At 56.4% G+C, this 20,541-nt stretch carries 18 protein-coding genes and 5 pseudogenes; 14 read left to right on the plus strand and 9 right to left on the minus strand.

Annotated elements, in window-relative coordinates; genetic code table 11:
• Positions 1-376: 376 nt before the first annotated feature.
• Positions 377-619: pseudogene (locus tag N8E88_RS10450) on the plus strand (IS110 family transposase); the annotation flags it as partial.
• A 41-nt stretch (positions 620-660) separates the two neighbouring features.
• Here the strand turns inward: N8E88_RS10450 and N8E88_RS10455 are convergent.
• Positions 661-1,911, minus strand: coding sequence for a type II toxin-antitoxin system HipA family toxin (locus N8E88_RS10455; RefSeq protein WP_262292407.1), 1,251 nt, complete (start codon positions 1,909-1,911; stop codon positions 661-663).
• Positions 1,904-2,233, minus strand: coding sequence for a type II toxin-antitoxin system RelB family anti-toxin (locus N8E88_RS10460; RefSeq protein WP_262291689.1), 330 nt, complete (start codon positions 2,231-2,233; stop codon positions 1,904-1,906). The genes N8E88_RS10455 and N8E88_RS10460 overlap by 8 nt, the downstream gene beginning before the upstream one ends.
• Positions 2,234-2,447: 214 nt before the next feature.
• On the opposite strand from N8E88_RS10460, the pseudogene N8E88_RS10465 reads away from it, so the two are divergent.
• Positions 2,448-2,733: pseudogene (locus N8E88_RS10465) on the plus strand (IS6 family transposase); the annotation flags it as partial.
• Between the two features lie 4 nt (positions 2,734-2,737).
• Here the strand turns inward: N8E88_RS10465 and N8E88_RS10470 are convergent.
• On the minus strand, positions 2,738-3,769 hold the full coding sequence (locus tag N8E88_RS10470) for a putative bifunctional diguanylate cyclase/phosphodiesterase (protein ID WP_315975244.1): 1,032 nt from the start codon (positions 3,767-3,769) through the stop codon (positions 2,738-2,740).
• Between N8E88_RS10470 and N8E88_RS10475 the strand changes: the two are divergent.
• Positions 3,745-3,870, plus strand: a pseudogene (locus N8E88_RS10475) (IS6 family transposase); the annotation flags it as partial. The gene N8E88_RS10470 and the pseudogene N8E88_RS10475 sit on opposite strands and share 25 nt — an antisense overlap.
• 110 nt (positions 3,871-3,980) lie before the next feature.
• Here N8E88_RS10475 and N8E88_RS10480 read toward each other — a convergent pair.
• Entirely contained in the window at positions 3,981-5,456 is a 1,476-nt protein-coding gene (locus N8E88_RS10480; protein ID WP_262291690.1) for a protein adenylyltransferase SelO, read from the minus strand.
• A 169-nt stretch (positions 5,457-5,625) separates the two neighbouring features.
• On the opposite strand from N8E88_RS10480, the gene N8E88_RS10485 reads away from it, so the two are divergent.
• The 4 genes from N8E88_RS10485 (at position 5,626) to N8E88_RS10500 (ending at position 8,408) form a co-directional block, all read left to right on the plus strand.
• On the plus strand, positions 5,626-5,775 hold the full coding sequence (locus N8E88_RS10485; protein ID WP_262291691.1) for a hypothetical protein: 150 nt from the start codon (positions 5,626-5,628) through the stop codon (positions 5,773-5,775).
• Between the two features lie 326 nt (positions 5,776-6,101).
• On the plus strand, positions 6,102-7,148 hold the full coding sequence (gene rsgA, locus N8E88_RS10490) for a ribosome small subunit-dependent GTPase A (RefSeq protein ID WP_262291692.1): 1,047 nt from the start codon (positions 6,102-6,104) through the stop codon (positions 7,146-7,148).
• 386 nt (positions 7,149-7,534) lie between these two features.
• Positions 7,535-7,771: a DUF7662 domain-containing protein gene (locus tag N8E88_RS10495; RefSeq protein WP_262291693.1), complete on the plus strand. Its 237-nt coding sequence runs from the start codon at positions 7,535-7,537 to the stop codon at positions 7,769-7,771.
• 295 nt (positions 7,772-8,066) lie between these two features.
• On the plus strand, positions 8,067-8,408 hold the full coding sequence (locus N8E88_RS10500) for an FCD domain-containing protein (RefSeq protein WP_262291694.1): 342 nt from the start codon (positions 8,067-8,069) through the stop codon (positions 8,406-8,408).
• A gap of 249 nt (positions 8,409-8,657) precedes the next feature.
• On the opposite strand, the gene N8E88_RS10505 is transcribed toward N8E88_RS10500, so the two are convergent.
• Positions 8,658-8,882, minus strand: a complete 225-nt coding sequence (locus N8E88_RS10505; protein WP_262291695.1) for a hypothetical protein — start codon at positions 8,880-8,882, stop codon at positions 8,658-8,660.
• 224 nt (positions 8,883-9,106) lie between these two features.
• Positions 9,107-9,487 carry a hypothetical protein gene (locus N8E88_RS10510; protein ID WP_262291696.1) on the minus strand — a complete coding sequence of 127 codons (381 nt, stop codon included), beginning with the start codon at positions 9,485-9,487 and terminating at the stop codon, positions 9,107-9,109.
• 253 nt (positions 9,488-9,740) lie between these two features.
• On the opposite strand from N8E88_RS10510, the gene N8E88_RS10515 reads away from it, so the two are divergent.
• Together N8E88_RS10515 and N8E88_RS10520 are read left to right on the plus strand one after the other, a co-directional pair.
• Positions 9,741-10,025: a type II toxin-antitoxin system RelB family anti-toxin gene (locus N8E88_RS10515; RefSeq protein ID WP_262292408.1), complete on the plus strand. Its 285-nt coding sequence runs from the start codon at positions 9,741-9,743 to the stop codon at positions 10,023-10,025.
• Positions 10,015-11,337, plus strand: a complete 1,323-nt coding sequence (locus tag N8E88_RS10520) for a type II toxin-antitoxin system HipA family toxin (protein WP_262292409.1) — start codon at positions 10,015-10,017, stop codon at positions 11,335-11,337. The genes N8E88_RS10515 and N8E88_RS10520 overlap by 11 nt, the downstream gene beginning before the upstream one ends.
• Positions 11,338-11,799: 462 nt before the next feature.
• Here N8E88_RS10520 and N8E88_RS10525 read toward each other — a convergent pair whose 3' ends face one another.
• Positions 11,800-12,663 (minus strand): LysR family transcriptional regulator, encoded by an 864-nt coding sequence (locus tag N8E88_RS10525; protein WP_262291697.1) that lies wholly within the window; start codon positions 12,661-12,663, stop codon positions 11,800-11,802.
• Between the two features lie 91 nt (positions 12,664-12,754).
• Here N8E88_RS10525 and N8E88_RS10530 point away from each other — a divergent pair, with 91 nt between their 5' ends.
• On the plus strand, positions 12,755-13,645 hold the full coding sequence (locus tag N8E88_RS10530) for a DMT family transporter (RefSeq protein WP_262291698.1): 891 nt from the start codon (positions 12,755-12,757) through the stop codon (positions 13,643-13,645).
• A gap of 118 nt (positions 13,646-13,763) precedes the next feature.
• On the opposite strand, the pseudogene N8E88_RS10535 reads toward N8E88_RS10530, so the two are convergent.
• Positions 13,764-15,446, minus strand: a pseudogene (locus N8E88_RS10535) (ISL3 family transposase).
• A gap of 727 nt (positions 15,447-16,173) precedes the next feature.
• On the opposite strand from N8E88_RS10535, the gene N8E88_RS10540 reads away from it, so the two are divergent.
• Together N8E88_RS10540 and N8E88_RS10545 are read left to right on the plus strand one after the other, a co-directional pair.
• Complete coding sequence (locus N8E88_RS10540) at positions 16,174-16,365, plus strand: CsbD family protein (protein WP_262291699.1); 192 nt, start codon at positions 16,174-16,176, stop codon at positions 16,363-16,365.
• Positions 16,366-16,429: 64 nt separating this feature from the next.
• Positions 16,430-16,707: pseudogene (locus N8E88_RS10545) on the plus strand (IS5/IS1182 family transposase); the annotation flags it as partial.
• A gap of 12 nt (positions 16,708-16,719) precedes the next feature.
• Here N8E88_RS10545 and N8E88_RS10550 read toward each other — a convergent pair.
• Positions 16,720-17,328, minus strand: a complete 609-nt coding sequence (locus N8E88_RS10550; protein WP_262291700.1) for a general stress protein — start codon at positions 17,326-17,328, stop codon at positions 16,720-16,722.
• A gap of 1,479 nt (positions 17,329-18,807) precedes the next feature.
• Between N8E88_RS10550 and N8E88_RS10555 the strand changes: the two genes are divergently transcribed.
• Both N8E88_RS10555 and N8E88_RS10560 read left to right on the plus strand, forming a co-directional pair.
• The gene (locus N8E88_RS10555) at positions 18,808-19,863 is read left to right on the plus strand and encodes an HWE histidine kinase domain-containing protein (RefSeq protein WP_262291701.1); all 1,056 of its coding nucleotides are present in this window, start codon (positions 18,808-18,810) and stop codon (positions 19,861-19,863) included.
• A 1-nt stretch (position 19,864) separates the two neighbouring features.
• Positions 19,865-20,248: a response regulator gene (locus tag N8E88_RS10560; protein ID WP_262291702.1), complete on the plus strand. Its 384-nt coding sequence runs from the start codon at positions 19,865-19,867 to the stop codon at positions 20,246-20,248.
• Positions 20,249-20,541 lie beyond the last annotated feature (293 nt).

Below are 20,541 nucleotides of genomic sequence, written 5' to 3' on the forward strand. Positions count from 1 at the left end.
CTCGTGATTTTATTTATATATATGGTGAATAAGGTCGGCGACAAGAGGTGTCGAATGCAGCTCGATTGCCTTTCACGCCTGGCGCTATTGATACTCCGGATCGACCCGGAACGAGTCGGCACATATGACAAGCGGACCTGAAGATCTACAAAGGGGCCAGTACAAGGACGGCCGCTTTAGCCATTCTCTGGCGCGTGATTGCTCTAGGACCTTTTTGATCCCTCGCCTTGAGCGGAGCCGAAGCGCAGACCCACTCAATGCGGCATTCTGAAGGTGCAGTTCCCATTGAGATGGGATGTTTGCCGCCCTCCCCTGACGGCATCGCAATGTGCCAATGCTGTGGTGCGTTAACCCACAAAGCGGAGAAGGCGGCAAAATGAAGGATCCGATTATTGGTGTGGGTCTGGCAAAGAGTGTTTTCCAGCTCCACGGAGCGTCGATGACGGGTCAGGTGAAGTTTCGCAAAAAGCTCTCACGGTCCCAGTTTCTGAAGTTCATCGCGGATCAAGCACCTGCGGTCGTGGTGATGGAAGCCTGCGGCAGCGCGCACTACTGGGCTCGACACGTCGCGGAGTTCGGCCATGCGGTGAAACTGATCGCGCCACAGTATGTCCGGCCGAGGGGCGGGATTGCTCCTGCAATCTCCCGCCCGGCGGCGGTCTATTCGCCGCAGGTGCCGAGGATCGGCGTCATCACCCTGACATGCTCGTCGATCCGTTCGAGCACTTTTTCCGGGATGACGGCCCGTTCCGGCAGATCCCACCAATGTTCGTTGACTCTTTCGACAACGCCGACCACCGCCTTGAGCACGGCCGGCTCCGGTAGTTTTGCGCGGTTGGCGAAAGCCTTCCATCGCGGCGCGGCGAGAGCCTTGAAGGAGCGCTCGCCGCCGAGCGGGAGCGCCATGGCGTCGGCGGGGAGATAGGGCACGGTCGACAGCACGTCGTAGATCGGCGCGAGCTCCGGCTTGCCGCCGTCGCCACGGTAGATCACCGACCAGTTTTTCAGGTGCATGTCGCCGTTGCCGGTGATCACCGTCAGAGCCAGCCGGCGCACGAATTCGAGGGCGGCCATCGGCGCGACGGCGACGCTGAGCGCCGAGGCAATGTCGTGATATGCAGCGCCTTCGTATTTGCGCGAGGGATAGACGCCGAAGACCTGGGCGAAATCCTCGATATGGATCCGCTCGCCGCCGGCGCGATCGAAACGTTTGACCAGGAGAACCTTGCCGTCCGAGAGCGTATCGAACTCTGCAGGGATCCTCTCGAAATCGGACTTCTCGACCAGCTCGCGCTCGGGCACATCCATGCCGATCGCGGCCGCAAGCGCCAGGTTGGCGAACTCGTTTTCGGAAACGCCGGGGAACGCCGTCGAAGGAAACTTGGCGATATACGGGCCCTGCTCGTCGCCCATTGGCAGGGTCAGGCCACCGCCCTTGCCGGTGTTCTTCATGACCGACAGCTTCATCTGCACGCCGGCGAGCGAAAACCGGGCTTTCGGCTTGTCCTTCGAGGCATCCTCGACAACCGCGGTCGTGCCATCGCTGGGCAAGACACGGACGGCGCCCGGAAGGTCCGCGCCGAGCGCCGCCAGCAGATCGAAATCGTTTCCCGGGCGCACATGGCCTGCGTGGTGCTTCTCCATCGCCTCGCGCAGTTTGTCTTCCGGAAGCAGGTTGGCGAAGAATGCCGGCAAGGCGGCCGCGACAGGCTTGGGGTCCTTGCGCAATCCTCCCGGCGCCGCCCTGAACGACAGGCTGAGGACGGGAAACCCGCCCGTCGCGCGATAGGCGTCGTCGAAACTGAACGCATTGAAATCGCCCGGCGTCCGGACGATCGTGCCGACCTTCAGATCGTTCAACAGGACGTCGAGCGAGGGGATGGCTTTTGGCGCTTGAAACAACTTAGCCATGATCGACATCGTCGGGCTGGGAGACAAAAGCGGGCAGATCGTCGTCGTCATGCGGGCGCAACAATGCCTCGACCGCAGGAACCATGGTCTGCGGAATCAGCATCATTTCCAGCCCCAGCGCACGAGCGATGTTCTTCAGGGTGGTCGCACGCGCCGCCGCCACGCCCGTTTCGATGTCGCGGTAGCGGGGGCGCGATATGCCGGCCAGGTCGGCGACCTGTTCCTGCGTCATCGCCGATGCAAGCCGCGCCCGCTTTAGCAGCCGACCTATTTCAAGCAGGGCCTCCGACTCGGACGGCACGATGATACCTATGCGTTTCATTCCACAGTGAAATGATACGCATAGATATCTTTTTTCCCGACCTGTCAAGGGGAATGATCTGTAAATGCATCACTTCGGAAAGAAAAGAAGCGTTTGAGGATCATACAAATGGGTTGTATTTGCAATTTTTCGGTGCCCGGAATGAGGCATGAGAGTGTGACCGTTTTTTTCCTGGAGTTTGCATGATGTTCAAGGCCGTCATTTCGATTCGGTGATGCTTCTGTGCATACGCTGGTATCTGGCCTATGGGTTGAGGCTGCGCGACCTGAAGGAAATGATGGCCGAGCGTTGATCATTCAACTGTTCATCGCTGGGTCGTTTCTCGCCAATACTGCTCAAGCGCTTTAATCGGCGCAGGCGCTGTTGGCAGCATGTGGCATATGGACGAGACCTACATCAAGCTCAAAGGCCATTGGATGTATCTCTACCGGGCGATCGACAGCACGGGTGATACGGTCGATTTCTGGTTCAGCGAGCACCGTGATCGGTCGGCAGCCAAAGGCACTACATGTGTTCGAGGATCAGCTCTGGAGCATTAAGTAAAGCAGCCATCGCGCCCGAGTCGACGGGTTTGCTGAAATGGTACCCCTGGGCCTCGTCGCACCCGTTGGCACGCAGGAACGCCAGTTGACCTTCCGTCTCGACACCCTCTGCAATTACCATCATGTTCAAGCGCTGTCCGAGAGATATCACCGCAGATATGATGCTTCGATCATCCTCGTCATGTGCAAGGTTGCGCACGAACGATTGATCGATCTTGAGACGCGTTACGGGCAGGCATTTCAGAGTGCTCAGGCTGGAATAGCCCGTGCCAAAATCATCAATGGCGAAATGAACGCCCAGCTCTTGCAATTCTTTCATGGTTGCGATTGCCTGATCAACATTGCGCATCAACAAGCTTTCGGTCACTTCCAGTTCCAGATACTCGGCTTCAAGGCCGCTTTCTTTCAATATTCGCCTCACCCGCTGCGGCCAGTCCTTTTCCTGAAATTGCAGTGCCGAAACATTGACACTGACGCTGAGGTGCGGAAGCCCTGCATCCTGCCAGGCTTTGTTTTGCCGGCAGGCCTCGCTGAGGACCCAGTCCCCAAGCGGAACAATAAGACCCGTTTCCTCAGCGAGTGATATAAATTGAACGGGGGACAATACACCGAGAACGGGATGTCTCCAGCGGACCAACGCTTCTGCCGCGAAGATGCGCCCCGAGCGCAGATCGACTTGAGGTTGATAATCCAGGTAGAATTCCGACCGCGCGATGCCCGAGCGTATTGCATCCTGCATTGCAAAGCGTTCGTGCGCTTTGGTATTCATCTCCGCGGTAAAAAACTGGAAGCTGTCCCGCCCACTATTCTTGGCCTGGTACATTGCCGCATCGGCGTTCATCAGCAACGTCTCTGCATCGTTGCCATCATGTGGAAACGTAGCAAGACCCATGCTGCAAGTGATGTGGAATTCGTGACCGTCGAGAGCAATCGGGTCCGTAATAGCTGCCCTGAGCTTGTGCAGGATTACTGAGATCGCATCGGTGCTTGCGATGGTACCTCGCCTCCGGCTTGAGTTTGCGTGATCTCGAGGAAATGATGCAAGAGCGCAATATCCATGTCGATCATTCGACCGTGCATCGATGGGTTTTGCGCTTTTTTCACTACTGTTTGAACAGTAAGAAATCTTCAACAGTGCGTTTTGGCTTTCGGCCAACATAAGTTTCCGGCCGCACCTAGCCTCGATTTCTCTTGAATATGAGACGTCACGTGCCACAAAACGTTTCGAGCACGCGCTCGTTGATTTCCGGTGGCTTTGCATAATGCGCGAATTTCGCCTGGTCCTCGAAAGGTTTGCCAAGAACCGCCAGCAATTCTTCAAACGGGCGGAAATTATTATTCTGGACCGCTGCCGCTATCACCGCTTCGACGCGGTGATTCCGCGGGATAAAAAGCGGATTGACGTGGAGCATGGCACTCCGGCGCTCAAAACCTGTTTGCGGTTCACGAGAGATCCGCGACCGCCAGCGTGCCAGCCATTCTTTGAATGCGCCAGGTTCTGTAAACAGGTTGAGCACTTTCTCATCGTCGTTGATGGTCGCGGCAGAGTGGCTCAGATATCGAAACGTCAGAGTAAAGTCCGCCTGGCCCTTCGTCATTGTGTCGAGCAGTTCTTTGATAAGTGTCCGGTCGTTTTCTTCCTCGGTGAACAGACCAAGCTTCCTCCTCATCCCGGTGATAAACACCGTCTCGAATTGGGCGTCGAAAGCGGCCAGCGCGTTTTGAGCCAAGGACACCGCCGTGTCCTGATCGTCCGCAAGCAACGGGAGCAGTGTCTCTGCCAAACGCACCAGGTTCCACAGAGCGACCGGTCCCTGGTTGCCATACGCATAGCGGCCCGCGTGATCGATGGAACTGAAAACCGTCGCCGGATCGTAATTGTCCAGGAATGCACATGGACCATAGTCGATAGTCTCGCCGGCGATGGACATGTTGTCTGTATTCATCACACCGTGGATAAATCCGGCCAACATCCACTGCGCAACCAGCGAGGCCTGGGCCCCGATTACTGCTGTCAGGAGCGACAGGTAGGGCATGTCGCCTGCCGCCGCGTCGGGATAATGCCGGGCAATGACATGGTCTGCCAGAGCACGAACGCCCTCAGTGTCACCCCGTGCGGCAAAAAATTGAAACGTCCCTATTCTTATGTGACTGGAGGCAACGCGGGTGATAACGGCACCGGGGAGAGACATCTCACGCGCAACACTATCTCCGGTCAATACGGCAGCGAGCGCGCGGGTCGTTGGAATCCGCAGGCTATTCATTGCCTCACTTAGGATATATTCGCGCAGCACGGGACCCAGCGCCGCACGTCCATCTCCACCACGAGAAAAAGGCGTCCGCCCCGCCCCCTTTAACTGTATATCCCGTCGGACACCGTCTCGATCAATGACTTCACCGAGCAAGATCGCCCTGCCATCGCCCAGTCGCGGGACGAAATAACCAAACTGATGCCCCGCATATGCGGTGGCAATAGGGTAAGCGCCCCTCGGGACGTTGTTTCCCGCGAGCATGTCGATACCCTCGGCGCTGCTCAACCACCGATCATCTAGCCCCAGCTGGGAGACGAGGTCCAAGTTCAGCTTGATCAATCTCGGAGACGCAACAGGGGTAGGCATCGTGCGGATGAAGAATTTGTCCGGGAGCCGGCTATAACTATGGTCGAATGCGATCTCGGTCATTCCAAACCTGCTTTTTGGCTGTTTCATCGTAGCCAAGCGTTTGCCGGAGCACAAGTTTGGCGCCGATCGTGACAAGAAGGCACGTCTTGTCCAATCAGCAGCATCGCAAATCAATTTGTCAAAAGTTTATTTCATCAGTCGAGGCTTCATTTGCGCCCGAGTTGCTGTCATGACCCCAGCCAAAAATGGCGCTCGACCGCGCATCCCTTCTCTTGGGCAAGCGGACCGGCTGGCCCGGCGCATTATGACCCTCTTTGACCGTGGTTTGCGCGATTTCGATTTGATAGCTGCCAAGGCTGCCAATGCAGAAGAGAAATGAGAACCGGACCTCGTGTACCATCGGTACAGACTGAGTTGGTTCAACAGATTCCCGTTCCTTCCGCGTCGCAGCCATTAATTGCGCGTGACGTCCACGACTTCGCCATGAAAACAGATATAGAATCGATCCGATTGAGGAGCGCGCGTTGGACGAAATGGCGAAAGAATAATTGAGCGAGCTCACACGCCTAAAGTTTTGCTGGCCTTCCCCGGTGCCAGCAGAGGTCTGGCGCTGATTCTACGACTACAGAATCGGCGCCATACCTTGTTCATATTTTTAGTTCCGAGGTGCAAAATAAGTAACAGTTCAAAAAGGCCTATGTTGCGATGCCCCTACCAATGAGCGAAACCATGACTGATTCTTGCGCTTCGCTCTCGAGTTTAGGATGGTCGGAATTTTTTAGCGATCAGCTTGTGTCAAACGAGACAAACCTCCTCCCAATGCGCATTGATACGGTTCACCGCGCGCGTCTCACTGCGATTTTTCAATCCGGAACAGTCAAACTAACCTATCCTGCCGACGTGACGACTGCAGATTTTGCCGTCGGTGACTGGGTTCTCGTTGATCCGAGCACGCACCTGGTGCAACGCCTTTTGAAACGAAAAACACTTCTGGAACGTCGCAAAGCGGGCAATCGACCCCCACAGCTGGTTGCCGCGAACATCGATACACTGTTCATCGTTACCTCGTGCAATTCCGATTTCAATGCCGCCCGGCTGGAACGTTACCTTGCGTTGGCCAACCAAGCCGGAACAAATCCGGTCATCGTCTTGACCAAGGCTGATACGGTGTCAAACGCTTGGGAATTCGAACAGCAGGCGGCTGCACTGCAACGCGGTTCGACTGTCGTGACCCTGAATGCGCGCTCTCCTGATGCCAAGACTGCGCTCTTTCCCTGGTGCGGAGTCGGGCAGACAGTGACCTTGGTAGGGTCCTCCGGTGCAGGCAAATCGACTCTGGTGAACACGCTGGCGGGCCCGGTCCTAGAACTGCCCCAGCAGACGGGCGGTATCCGCGAGCATGATGCCAAGGGTCGTCACACCACCACATCCCGGTCTCTGCACGCGATTGCCGCCGGCGGTTGGGTGATCGATACGCCGGGAATACGAACGCTGGATGTCAGCCACGTGGGTTATGGCATTGATACCGTGTTCGCGGAAATCACAGAACTTGGCCCGCATTGCCGGTTTCGTGACTGTAGTCACGTTCATGAACCCGGCTGCGCGGTGCAAGCAGCAATGGCTGCAGGCAAGATTGATCCCGAGCGTTTGACCCGCTGGCGAAAGCTGCACAACGAAAACTGCGATAACAGCGCCAATCAAGTCAGACCGCGTGGCACAAGTTCCATGCCCCGGCGCAAAAACAGGGAATGAATGGAATTAGGCGACCCATCTTCCAACTTTTTCCAATCATCAGCCGCACGATCACACAGTCTCGAATTTGGCGCGTTTGTCCGAGGTCTGTAAATGCGGCGTCTGGAGGCCACAACATAGCAAACCTTGCCGTTGGGTTGGATTTGGCCAAATGGTTGTGCAAGCTGGTGTTACGGGCCGGACCACGACGATTGTTTTGCGTATAGCAAGCTCGGGCCGTCCATCGACATTCATACTATCGTTCAAACTGCGCATCAGTCGCGAAATAATCCAGGGAGCCCCTCTGGTTCAAGGTACCCGAGTTAATCCACGTCTGCATCTCAATTGGGTAGTTGCCTCCTGCCGGATTGTGTCTCATATCCACAGGTTTTGAGGGGATGCCGAATATGACCAAATACGCGGGCCTCACCGACTATCCTAAACGTAGGACGGAAGGTGAACTTACTCTGACATTCGACGAGATTGCCGCCATCATCAACGGCTATCTTCCGAAGTCGGCAGAGCAGTCCCAATATTGGGAAGACGCGGCGAAGATGTGCGCGGGCCACAAAGCATCACAAAGAGCTGGTTATAAGACATATCTCGTACATGGGAACGACAAGGTGCGCTTCGTTCGCAGTTAAGCTGGTTGACAAAATAACCACACTCGTCTCCTGTCGGGAGAAACCGATTTCGGCGTGAAGCCCGGGTTCCGGACGAGGAGCCCAAGCCGGGGCCCATTGACGCCGTTGGCGGTTTAGGTCACGCGATGTGCTGTGCTTGATGCCGCATCCATTGTCACCGAAGCCCCATCCTCTTGGTGTTCGAGTGCGCTTTATTTCTGGAAGCGCTAGGCGCGGATTAACCTCGTGACAAGTCGATCCGCAATTGCACAGACAAGCAGTGTTGAAGGCTAAAACGCGCGGTGGGGTTGTCATAATGGATGGTAAAGCCCGCAGTCCTCGCGCAAACTGGGAAGGGTACGACTTCCCTGTAGTTACTGCGCCCAATCACAAGGATAATTACTGCTATCTCCGCGAATGGGAGCGGTGCCCATTCATAGGGCCGCCGCATCCAGGCTTATTGCCCGCATCCACCTACGCTCTGCCGGAGCGGGTCAAAAGCGCTCAGCAGGAACATGAAGAAATCGTGGCCGCGATTGCTGCAGGTGAAGGGGATGCAGCAGAAGCGGCAGCACGCCGCCATGTTGCCAGTGGCTACCGGATCCGGCTGGGCCTGACAAAGGTTCAGTTCGCACCTGAGAGGCACTTGCCATTCTAAAAGTTGGAACAATCACACAGGGGCCGTCATTGAACGTTAGAATTTTTGGCACATCTGCCACATAGCGCTGAATTCGCGCCAATTATCTCTGACATCTACAAGATGAGCTTTTACAAACAAGTAGCCGTGTCTCGCAAAAGTTAGACAGACTGTGTCAAAACGCAGTTGTGTGAGCTGTGCAGGCGCGCTTGATGTATATCTGCGGTTAGAACCCGGTCCGGCCGGACGCGCCTGAACGCTGAAAATCCCTTAACGCGGCTGCGCGATCACGAGGTCGATCCCCATATCGATGCGCGCGATCTCCCGGGCAACCAGAACGTCGAGAATCGCCTGCTCGCGATCAGGCTGCGAAGCCGATCCATCCGCAGCGACGGGCGGCAGCGCCAGCCGCACCCTACCGGCAACGGGATCCTCCGTCTGTCGCCAGACCGGCGACGCGGCTTCGAGCACGGCCTGACGAACCTCCTGCGCCATGGCCCTGAAGTCCCGGACGCGCTTGTCCTTGAACTTGTGGGAGAGGGCGTCCGGTCAGGCTCTCAAAGGTCTCGGCTTCGATCTGCCGGGGCTCTGAGCAGAAATACCCGTAGGACAGGTCGGGTTTGTACGCGATCGTATGGACCTTGTCGTCCGGCAACGAACCAATCTGCGCTGGAGAGAACAGGATAGGGCTGCTCGCTACGCTCGCCGTATTGTAGGCGCTATTGAATGCCGGACAATCGCGCAGGCATGGCGCGACATAGAAAACCTGGCCCGGATAGCGCCCTTCCCCAGTCAATCAGAAGCCGATGCTGATCCGACACATCCCGGCGCATGAGCGCAATCCGGAAGAATTCAAGCGTCAGACCAGGACACAGGCTGTTGGCGATCTCAAAGGCGCTAGCCCGGGGCATCAGCTCCGGGAGCTTGTGCTGAAGGAAAAGCGGCACCGCCGGGAAGTCGATCCGCACGTCATAGCCCAGCGTCCCCTCCTGCTCGAGGTTGGGAAAGAAAGGCGCGCCGGCAGGGGCCGTGGCCGATCCGCGGACCAGGTTTTCCGTGAAGGCGTAGCCAAAAGAAAATTCCGTATATCCGACCTTCATAACAGCCCAAACCGCCCTTTCATTTTGACGCGTCAACCACGCCCGACACGCGCATATCGTAACTATGTACAAAATTCTGGCCATAAACTACCCTCACGACCAATCAAATGAACAAAACTTGACTTCATCCCAGCGCTATGACATGATGTACAACATTCTGGACGTGAGAAAGCCTCGCATTCAAATGAACAAACAGGTAATATCAGTGCCCCGTCAGAGAAGCTACTCCAGAGTCACGCACCAGGCGCTCGCCATGCTCGGCAAACTGATCCGCGTCGGGCGCGCCGAGCGCGGCCTGACCGCGCAGGAACTGGCCGAGCGCGCTGGTATCAGCCGGACGACATTGTCCAGCATCGAGAAGGGTGCGCCAGGTCCTGAAATCGGTACCGTTTTTGAGGTTGCCTCGCTCGTTGGCGTACGCCTGTTCGACTATGACGAGCGCACTCTCCAGATGCACAACGCCCGCCTCGATGAGAACCTGACCTTGCTGCCCAAGAGTGTCCGCCACAGTGTGAAGAAGGTCGATGATGACTTCTAAGGCGGATGCCACTGAAGCTTTTGTCTGGACGTGGCTGCCGGGGGCGACGGAACCGGTGGTGGCCGGCCGCCTCGACCAGGATGGTGCGCGCCTGCTCTTTACCTATGGCGCCAGCTACCGCCGCCGCAGGAACGCCATTTCCCTCTACGAGCCGGAACTGCCGCTCCAGGAAGGCGTCATCGCGCCGATCAACGGCCTGTCGATGGCGAGCTGCATTCGCGACGGCTCACCCGACGCCTGGGGCCGCCGCGTCATCATCAACAGGCTGACGGGCAGGAAGCCCGATGCTGCCGGCGTGCCGGAGATCAGCGAGCTCACCTATCTGCTCCAGTCCGGCTCCGACCGGATTGGCGCTCTCGATTTTCAGGCCTCGGCAACAGAGTATGTCCCCCGCCTTGCCGCGCAAGCATCGCTCGACGAACTCATGGAAGCGGCCGCCCTCATCGAAAAAGGCGTTCCCCTGACACCGGCGCTCGAACTGGCCCTCAACCACGGCACCTCGATCGGCGGTGCGCGCCCCAAAGCGCTCATTGAGGACGGGACGAAGAAATTCATCGCCAAATTCTCAGCAACCAACGACACCTACAGCGTCGTGAAGGCCGAATTCATCGCGATGAAGCTGGCAGCCGCCTGCGGTCTTAACGCGGCGTCCGTGGCGATGACCCGCGCCGCGCAAAAGGACGTGCTGCTTATTGAGCGCTTTGACCGCACGCACACAAAGGATGGCTGGTCCAGACATGCCATGGTCTCGGCCCTGACTATGCTGGGCCTTGATGAGATGATGGCTCGCTATGCCTCTTACGAAGACCTGGCCGAGCTGATCCGCCGCCGTTTCACTGCCCCTAAGGATACACTCAATGAGCTCTACGGGCGGATTTGCTTCAACGTGCTGTGCGGCAACACCGACGACCATGCCCGCAACCATGCCGCCTTCTGGGACGGACGGGTGCTCACTCTGACGCCGGTCTATGATATTTGCCCGCAAGGACGCACGGGCAACGTAGCCACGCAGGCCATGCTGATTAAGGGCGATGGCCGCGCCAGCACGCTCGCCACCTTGCTCGCAGCCGCGCCAGATTATCACCTGAAAGAGGCGGAGGCCGCAGCGCTGATTGAAAACCAGGTCGCGATGATTGCCGCACACTGGCCAGCGATCTGCGCGGAAGCTGAACTGAGCCCCGTCGAGCGCAAACTGTTCGCCGGACGTCAGTTTCTCAATAGCTATGCCCTTGACGGGCTCGAAGGTCACAAGACGCTGCAGGATGCCTTTCGTGCCGCACGGGATGCGCTGATCGCGAGCGGAGGCACTTGAAGATGACAGCGCGGCAGCAGCTCAAGAAACGCGCTTGTACGATCCGCCGTTTTGTTGAGTACGTGCCCGCACGAGCAGCAATCCGAAACTGCGAAAGGAGCGTACAGCACTTTCACTAAGCGGCCTGTCAGAAGCAGCCATCATGACCGCTTTGGGCGGAATCGCACCGCAGTCTAGTTGAAAGCGGCATCCTGAGGGTCTTGTTCCGGATGAGACATTATGCGACCTTTTCGGCACAAATCCGAAACATTGCGTGAACGGTCTAAGCGGAGAGCATACGGAGATTGGCGCGTAGCCAAACAGACAATGGGCAGATTTGCCAGTGCTCGGGACAACCTACAAGTAGGCCCGCGTTCCGGGAGGAGGCTTGCTTTTTGATAGACAATGTCAGCGCCTCTGACGTTCGCAACGAATCGGACTATCAGCCCTTGTGTCTCTGGCACGAAAAAATGGAAGACCGGGCTATGCCATGAGTTCTATCTTCAAAGCAGCTGTCAGATGCTCGGCCAGTAGTATTGCCGGCCGCGGCAGGACCGGAGCCCGATGTAGTTTGACGTCAGCTGGCGGCAATGCAGGCATGCCATCAGCTTCTGAGAGGATACGCAGGCGCTGTGGACAGGTGCTGGACTTTACGACCGTCACCGCCAGACCTTGCAGCACAATTGCCTCGACTGCGGCTAGGCTGTGGCTGACAAACGCGATGCGCCACGGTCGGTTGGCCGCGTCGAGCGCATCCATTGCCCATTTGCGGAAAAGGCAACCTTCTGGAGAAAGCGCGATGGGCAGGGGATTCATGTGCTCGGCGCGATCCGTTTCACCGCTAACCCAGATCGCCTGTTCGCGACGAAGAAACTCCCCTTCCCCTTTCCCGGCCGGATGCATTGCGATGACGAGATCGAACGATCGCCCGAGCCGAGTCAGCATATGAGCGGTCAAACCGGTCTCCATCTCAATATGAATATTCGGATAAATCTTGGCGAAGGCGGCAATCAAAGGTGGCATGACAGTCATGCCGTAATCATCCATGATGCCTAGCCGCACGCGTCCTTCAAGTTTGTGCTCACGCAGACTACCCAAAGCCTCTTGATTGAGAACGAGCATGCGGCGCGCGTAGTGCAAAAGTCTCTCACCTGCGGGCGTCAGACCGACCTGAGCGGTGCTCCGGAAAAGGAGCTCGGCGCCTGCCTGCCTCTCCAGCCGTTTCACTTGCATACTAATCGCCGATTGAGTGCGGTTAAGCGTCGAAGCCGCTCGTGTGAAGGAACGGCAATCGGCTACAGCCACAAAAGCTTGTAGCAAATCAAGATTGAGGACCGGGAAGCTCATCACAAATCACAATCAACTTCATAACATTAATTCCATTTCTTGATTAATAGCTTAGCGATAGCATGGTCGCAAGCTGTTCAACGGAGGTGTCATGGGCGAGATATTGGGTATTGCAGCGGCGTTGCTATCAAGCCTGCTCGGGGGAACATCGGTGGCCGTAACTCGATACGTCGTCGATGCCATCGATCCGCTCGCACTGGGCGCCTTCCGCTTCGGTATCGGCTTCATTTTTCTCCTGCCTGTATCCTTGTTGAGTGGTGGGCGATGGCCGCGCCGTACTGACTGGGCTGGCGTCGCGGCGCTGGGCGCTCTGTTCTTCGGGCTGTTTCCGGTCCTGTTCAATGCATCGCTTAGCTATACTACGTCCGCTCGCGGTGCCTTGGCCCTATCCACATTGCCGTTACTAACCATGCTCACTGCCGCACTACTGGGTATTGAAAGACTCACAACGCGCAAGTTTACTGGCGTGCTCGTGGCAACGCTCGGAGTGGCGGCGGCGCTGCTGACGGATTTCTCCAGTGCACCGGCCAATGCTTGGCGCGGCGATCTACTGATGGTTGCTGCCGCCATGTGCATGGCGTTCTACAATGTGTGGTCGCGCCCGTTCATCGCTCGCGCTAGCCCTTTCACGTTCGTCTCCATGGGAATGGGGGTGGGCGCGGTGATTCTGATCACAATATCACTGTGGAGGGATAGTTTTGAACCGGTCCCGCTATTGAGCTGGCCCCACTGGTCGGCGATCATCTTTCTCGGCCTGTTCGGAGCCGCGATTACCTTTTTCCTTTGGACCTTCGCCCTGGCGCATACAACTCCTACGCGCGTTGCAATATCTATTTCAGTCAATCCCATCGCGGCATCGCTTGTCGGAATGCTAATGCTCGACGAGCCGTTTACATTTAATTTCATCATTGGTCTTGCCGCCGTTTGCCTTGGAATTGGCTTGGCCACTACTGAAGTGATCACCCAGAAAAAGGTATTGTAACGTCGCTATAGGTTATTCTGCTAAAACACGGACCGTAGGCGAAATAGGATTGGACGCAGGGCCACAATTTTACAGGTCGTTTGAGCGGCTGTCACGCTGCAGTTAACCAGGGTCTTCCTCAATTTCTGTGGTGTTCGGTATGTTTGCACGGCAGCATGCGTGCCCTGAGTAGTTCAGCGCCTGCTCTGCCATACATCGCGCGCTTGATCGTCTTCAGGCGGTTGATTTGGCCCTCAGCCTGGCCGTTGCTCCACGGAAGTTCAACGGCGTTGTGAACAGCATCGATGTCACGGAGTAAGACCCGGGCGAAGCGGGCGATAGGTACGAGTCCCGAGCCGATGGCGTCATCGATCCAGGCGTCGAGCTTACGAGATTCGCGGCTCCGAAAGATGCCGCGTAATCGCATGGCAAGGGTTCGCATCTGGGCAAATTCATTTCAGTGCAATCACCTTTTTCTCCTGATCGATTGTCAGCAGGCCCCGCGGCTTTAAGCAGAGGGCCGCCGCAATTACCGGGGAGATTGCATGTCCAGTCTCTGGATCCCGTATTGGTTCGGGCTCACACACGTGTTGCCGGGAAATGTCCGGAACCGGCAATGCATCACCTTCGTCCAACCTGACGGCGCGGCGCCAGCTTGCGAGAAGTCGTTCAAGATTCGAGAAACTACCCGTGTAGCCGCGCTGTCGGATATCGTGGAAGAGATGCCGCCCGCAGCGATTACCGTCTTTCCAGCACTGGGCTAGAAACGTCTCGAAATACAATGGTGACGTCGGTTTTAATGCTGCCCTACGTCTGTCGGGAGGGCTCTGAGCAGTCAGCCATTTTGCAATGCTGCGCCTGCCGTAGCCGGTGCGACGCGCAATCTCCGAGTAGGTCAGACCTTCCTTACTCAATGCATGAACAGTTTCGAATACCATCTGCCGTGACTGCCGGTGAGCGCGGCGCACGTTGCGCCGATGCTTTGCATCACACTGCAAATCATCCGGAATTTGATCGACCTGCGGAATCCTAATCGCGTCATCAGTCAGCAATGCTCTACCCGTGGCGCGGCCCGAGAGGCTCATCTGCTCCTCGATTGCGACCCGCAGATTTTGCATAAGATGAAATCTGTCCGCCACCTGATGTGCTTGGGGTGCGCCTTCGCGAGCGGCTTGTGCATAGAGCCCGCACCGGTCGCGGCTGACGATCTCGACAGAAGGGTGCTGCTGGAGCCATTCCGCAGTACTCGACGCACTTCGGTCTTCCAGGATGTCTACGACCGAGCGACGCTCTAGGTCGACGACGATCGTGCCGTACCGCCATGACCGTCTCCAGCTCCAGTCATCTATGCCGACGACCCGAATAGGAGGAGTACGGCAAGCGGCGGCTGCGTCCCGCTTCAGCTGTCGCAGGATCGTGTCATCGCTGACCGGCATTCCCAGCCGCTGCATCAAGCGTTCGCCGGGGCGGCCACCTGCGCTATGGCCGAGCAGACCGACAATCTCGGCAACTCGTCTTGTGCGGCGCGCATAGGGAGTAGCGATTGTCGGAAGCCGGTCTGTGAATGTTTGACGTGTGCATTCCGCTCCGCGCATAGCCAGCGGCTCGATCGAAGCTTCACCGTTACGGCTCTCCCCTGAACCGGCAAATCTTGAAGACAGCGATCAGACCAGCCATGCCGGTTGCGTGTCCTCTGCCCGCACTCGGGACAAATGCCATACGCAGGGCCAACAGCAGAAACAACCCAACTGTCGTCATCTGTGAGCGCCACGCCAAGCACTTTTATCTCTGAACCGGGTGACCATGTCGTTTTCGTTCGCATGCCCGCTCATAGCTGCGTCCCTGCTAACGGTCTGTTAACCACACAAATTGAGGAAGACCCTAATATTGTCTCGGGAAGAGCCAGCGAAATGTCCCGATGGATGTTGCTAAAACGCGCTGTTGTGAGAGCGGTTCCATCTACGGAAAAGTGACGTCGCCCCGGGCGCTAAAGCGCGACGAAACATTGGGTTGACGATCGACACGCATTCGGAGAAATTGATGTGGACACGTCGCTGCAACGCCAAGTCCCGAGCTATTCGACCGTCGCCGGGGTCGTGTCCTTTTCGAGTCCGCATGACCATCGTCGGTCGAGTGCCTCAAAGTTTGGGACGAGTGTGGGCGACCCCGCTTGCAGCCCGACTAAAGCGACGCCATTACTGGGCGAATAGCCATTTGTTACGGACGACACGGCTGGTGCCAGCCTACACGCTGTTGCCCCTAAAGTTAGAAAACAAATCATATGAGGTTTTTCCTGATGTCGTGGGGAGGTTTTCTCCTATCTTCGACGCGGGCTTTTTTGGGGCAACCGTAAATCTGGCATGTAGACCTACGGCCGGAAACGATGTTCGGGGTCCCTGTTGGCTATCGACAATGTCCCTGACCCAGTTCGCCGGACACCGGGACGCTATTGTCACACTATTTCAATAGGATGGACATACTTCCAAGTGGAACCAAGGGCAGCGTTGACCGTTTAGCTTTGGTGAATGAAAGCCTTCAAGGAGTTTACCATGGGTAGCACAAGCGACAAAGTTTCCGGAATGGCCAATAAGGCAGCTGGCAATATCAAGCAGGCTGCCGGCAAGGCAACCGGTTCCAGAGAAATGCAGGCCAAAGGCAAGATGCAGGAGATCAAGGGCGACGCCCAAGTGGCCAAAGGCAAAGCCAAGGATACTGTGAAAAAGTTCGTTGATAAGGCGTGATCGCCTTCGACGAGATCTGCCGACCGGTCTGCACCGGTTGTTTTGTCCGGGTGCACTACCGCCATCAGACGGCGCCTATGATGGCGACCCTACATACAGCCAAAGAGACGATCACATAGCGTGGATCAATAAAAATCGCCGCATGAAGTGGTAGGCGTCCACCAAAAGGGCTCTGATCGAGACCGCCATCGGGCGATACAAGGGATCGCATGGCGCTTGAGAGCTCGCTCCTTCCCGGCCGCCATCGGTTGCGCCGTTCTCAACCGCATGTTCGCCTGTGCACGCCCGAAGTCCGTTCGTTGCAAGGCGAATATAATACGGCGCTATGCTGCTATGCTTTAAACAGAGGTCGGGTCATTCACGGGATTTGTCGACGCTGTAAGATCGAGCACGGGCACGCCCGCTGGTCATATCGCGCTTGCCAACCCGAAGATCCTTATCTTCTTTGAGGTCCGGTATTGTCTCGCCGACGTCGTCCGGAGTTTCGTTCCCCGAAGCACTGGCGACGCCTGCCATTCCCGAAATCTTTGGATCCCCGGTGCGATCATACTCAGCCGGTGCCAGGTCCTCGATTGCCGGTGGCGACCAACCTTCGGAGCGCCAGGACGCAGCACGTTCATCGATGTCTACGCTGCCTTCATCGTCCAGAATATCGAGCGCCGTATCCGCCAGTTCGGCAGCCACACCAGTCACCGTGACCAGGTAGCCGCCACGCCGAAGCCCCTCGGAATAGACCTCCCGCTCAGCACTCGGCAGGAAGAAGTCACCCAGCGATTCCCAAAAGCCCTTGTTGTCATCGCTCGATCTTGCTTCCGGGCTGACAGTGTCGTTACCCTCCACCAGGCGAACGCTATCTCGACCAATTCCCGCATCAACTAGACGCTGCACAGCCCTTTCCGCCATTTCGCGATCTTCATAAAAAGCAGTCAATGTGTTCGAAGGGGTTGAGTTGTAGTCACTCATTTTGGCGTCTCCTCATTGTTGGGTTTTGAAACTCCGGTTATTGCGAGCTGCTCCTCGAGACTCGTAGAAACCGCACAATTCTGCGGTGTATTCTTAGGTCATCACTCACGAGGCCGTCTGATCAACAAACGGCTTCAGTGATGGTTCCGGCAAGGAGCCAAAATATTAATTCGGAGGGCAAATGCACGGCTAGAGTTTCGACAGTTCGTGGTCCTGTCGAGCTTCACGCGTGATCATCGGAACTAAGTTCTGATAAGATGCGTTGCTGATTAAGGTAATGTCAGCTGTGTCAACCGGACATGATGGCAGCACGGACAAGGGAGTTTTTCCGGTTTCCGATCTTGGCCAACGAAATGGCAGGCGAGCGTCTATCCCATCCGGCTGACATTGCTTCAATATTAACAGGATTTGTCGTGACGAAGAAAATCAGTGAGCAAGACGCCAAGCAGGGAAGCAAGGCCTTCCGGTGCTTGCGTTCTCGCAGTCTCATTAGGATTGGCGGTTATTGTTTGAGGCCGTAGAAACTTTACGGTGAGTTGATCGCCCCCTACTTGCAGCACTGCAAGCGATGCCACGGAATGCATTGAGATTCCATGGGCCGCGTTGTGGAAATCGGCACCCCAGCTCAATATCTAGGAAAACCGCCTCCGACATCTTTGATGGGTATGACCATGAATTTGCTCATATGTGATCGCCCTTGCCAATTCCTGTTTCGTCGTGTCTTCGCCCTACCGCCGTGCAAGCGTCACGTCGAACTCAATCGAAGGGAAGACAATGGTCCGTTCAACATGCCACGGAAATTGACGATGCACTGAGAGAGCTGGTTCTGTCTCGCAGACAAGCCTGACAAATCACTGGGGATGAAACGAAACTGAAAACGTACTTTACTTGAAATCCGCTAATGCTATCTGAACCCAAAGTATCCGAGTACGAAGAGAACGATAACGACTGCTCCGACCAGCCAGATCAAGTTGTTCATGCCGTGCTCCTTGTCATTAACTGTGTGGCTTCGTGACGGCAATTTCGGATAAAATCATATCCGACATTCCACTCGAATCACGCAGGGAGGGCGTTGCTTCAGTACCAGCGTCCGCGGCCATACCAGCCGCCTCCGCCAAGCAGAAAAATGATAAGAACTATAATGAGAAGTGTGGTGAGATCCATGTGCGTCTCCTATGAGTGCTTTCGGCCATCTTCGCCGCACTTGCCCCGAGCAGGGCATGGCCGCGACAGCACTCCGACCTCAATCAACGTTCCGCACCGCTTATTGTTCCAATGGAACGAACCTGAGATCGTTTGAACGAGCGCATGCAAGGCAAACCAATTTAATGCTAAGATGAGCAACGATATTCGTGTTTTATGCTAGCATTGGACGAGAGATCTGGCCCACACAAACGTGTTTGGTTCCTCTGCGAAGAATGTCTCTCTCGTTATACATCACATCCTGGCGTTGATTGCCCAACAAGATCGAGCTTTGACATGCCGTCAATAACAATCAAGTCCGAAGAACAGAAGGACGCTGAAGCCGATGTTGAGCGTGTTCATGACGACCTCGGTCCCTTCGTCGTTGCCGCCGAGACGACGCGCATGGCGATGGTGTTTACGAACGCGAAGGAACCCGGCAATCCGATAATTTTTGCCAATGACAGCTTTCTTTCTCTGACCGGGTACGATCGGGAGGAAGTGCTCGGTCAAAGTTTCAACTTTCTGACGGCACACGCCTCCGATGCGAGATCGCTGGCAACGATTGCATCCGAATTTGAGGGCAATTCGGCAGGCGGATCGGAAATTCGCTACCGCCGCAAGGACGGCAGCGAGTTCTGGGCAGCAATTTTCATTAGCCCGGTTAGGGATGAACGCGGGGACATTGTTCAGCATTTTGCCTCCTTCGCTGATCTCACCAAACACAGGAAGGAGGAAGCTCACTCCAGGAGGCTCATCGATGAACTCAACCATCGCGTCAAGAACACCCTGTCGACGGTGCAATCGATTGTCTGGCAGGTATTGCGGGCAACGTCTGATCCCAAGGCAATTAGAGACGCTATCGAGTCGCGTCTATCGGCGCTATCCCGGTCGCATGACTTGTTGACTCGCAAGAATTGGGAAAATGCGGGCTTGCTCGATGTGGTCAACGATGCCTTGGAACCATTCGCGGTCACGGGCGGTCGGGCACAGCGCATCGTCATTAGCGGCGAGAACATCCTTTTCCCGCCAAAAGCAGCCTTGGCCCTTGGTATTGCGTTCAACGAGCTTGCGACTAATGCGGTGAAGTATGGTGCGTTTTCAAATAGCACTGGTTCAGTGCTGATCGATTGGAAGATCGAGCCGGCTCCGCAGGGCGGCCGGCTGATCCTGATCTGGCAGGAGAAGGACGGTCCGCCTGTCGTAACACCGTCACATAAAGGCTTCGGCTCGCGCATGATCAAGAACGGCCTAGCCCAGGAGCTGGAAGGCACGGTTCACCTCGACTATCGGCCAGACGGCGTGGTCTGCACGATCAACATTCCCGCGCCCCAGGTTACTCGTGGAGGATAAATTGCTTTCTGGCCGCCGCGTCCTCGTGATCGAGGATGAGATGCTGATCCTTATGATGATTGAAGACATGCTGGCCGACCTCGGATGCGAGTCCGTGACCTCGGCCGCCACCATTAATCAGGCCATTGCCCTGATTAATGGGCAGGTATTCGACGCCGCCATGCTGGATATGAACCTCAATGGCAAGAACAGCCGCGCTGTCGCCGACGCGCTCGCCGCGCGTGACGTTCCGTTTGTCTTTTCCACCGGCAACAGCATTCACGATGTTTGGGACGGCTACAACGGCCATGCTGTTCTTAGAAAACCGTTCAGCAATGACGACCTCGTCGCTATGCTTACACGTCTTCTCTCTCCGAATGGCGTTGCCATTCCGGGTATTTCCTGACGACTCCCGGACGTACAAGGTTGGTCAGTCCTGCGTGTGATTGCGACGGAGCGACGCAGAATCATCCAAATCCGTGCCTGCTGCGTATTTGCCAGACGGAGCGAGAAGTGAGCAGTATCTCGAAACTATCTACGTCGCGGAAAATTGAGAAGCGAATCGACGTCTCCGCCAGAAACCGCAGGAGTTCACGCGCGAGTTCTTCTGGAGCTTCCTCCGCCATATGGTGTCCGCAATCAATCCCACGTCCACGTAAGGCAGCCGTCCATGGCCGCCATGTTGCTGGAATTAGTCGA

Source organism: Phyllobacterium zundukense (assembly GCF_025452195.1).
In the GTDB taxonomy this organism is placed as follows: Bacteria; Pseudomonadota; Alphaproteobacteria; order Rhizobiales; family Rhizobiaceae; genus Phyllobacterium; species Phyllobacterium zundukense_A.

Coding starts and splice junctions, on each gene's coding strand:
- N8E88_RS10455 (WP_262292407.1), bottom strand. CDS start 1,911: ATGGCTAAGTTGTTTCAAGCGCCAAAAGCCATCCCCTCGCTCGACGTC.
- N8E88_RS10460 (WP_262291689.1), bottom strand. CDS start 2,233: ATGAAACGCATAGGTATCATCGTGCCGTCCGAGTCGGAGGCCCTGCTT.
- N8E88_RS10480 (WP_262291690.1), bottom strand. CDS start 5,456: ATGACCGAGATCGCATTCGACCATAGTTATAGCCGGCTCCCGGACAAA.
- N8E88_RS10485 (WP_262291691.1), top strand. CDS start 5,626: ATGACCCCAGCCAAAAATGGCGCTCGACCGCGCATCCCTTCTCTTGGG.
- rsgA (WP_262291692.1), top strand. CDS start 6,102: ATGCCCCTACCAATGAGCGAAACCATGACTGATTCTTGCGCTTCGCTC.
- N8E88_RS10495 (WP_262291693.1), top strand. CDS start 7,535: ATGACCAAATACGCGGGCCTCACCGACTATCCTAAACGTAGGACGGAA.
- N8E88_RS10500 (WP_262291694.1), top strand. CDS start 8,067: ATGGATGGTAAAGCCCGCAGTCCTCGCGCAAACTGGGAAGGGTACGAC.
- N8E88_RS10505 (WP_262291695.1), bottom strand. CDS start 8,882: ATGGCGCAGGAGGTTCGTCAGGCCGTGCTCGAAGCCGCGTCGCCGGTC.
- N8E88_RS10510 (WP_262291696.1), bottom strand. CDS start 9,487: ATGAAGGTCGGATATACGGAATTTTCTTTTGGCTACGCCTTCACGGAA.
- N8E88_RS10515 (WP_262292408.1), top strand. CDS start 9,741: ATGCTCGGCAAACTGATCCGCGTCGGGCGCGCCGAGCGCGGCCTGACC.
- N8E88_RS10520 (WP_262292409.1), top strand. CDS start 10,015: ATGACTTCTAAGGCGGATGCCACTGAAGCTTTTGTCTGGACGTGGCTG.
- N8E88_RS10525 (WP_262291697.1), bottom strand. CDS start 12,663: ATGAGCTTCCCGGTCCTCAATCTTGATTTGCTACAAGCTTTTGTGGCT.
- N8E88_RS10530 (WP_262291698.1), top strand. CDS start 12,755: ATGGGCGAGATATTGGGTATTGCAGCGGCGTTGCTATCAAGCCTGCTC.
- N8E88_RS10540 (WP_262291699.1), top strand. CDS start 16,174: ATGGGTAGCACAAGCGACAAAGTTTCCGGAATGGCCAATAAGGCAGCT.
- N8E88_RS10550 (WP_262291700.1), bottom strand. CDS start 17,328: ATGAGTGACTACAACTCAACCCCTTCGAACACATTGACTGCTTTTTAT.
- N8E88_RS10555 (WP_262291701.1), top strand. CDS start 18,808: ATGCCGTCAATAACAATCAAGTCCGAAGAACAGAAGGACGCTGAAGCC.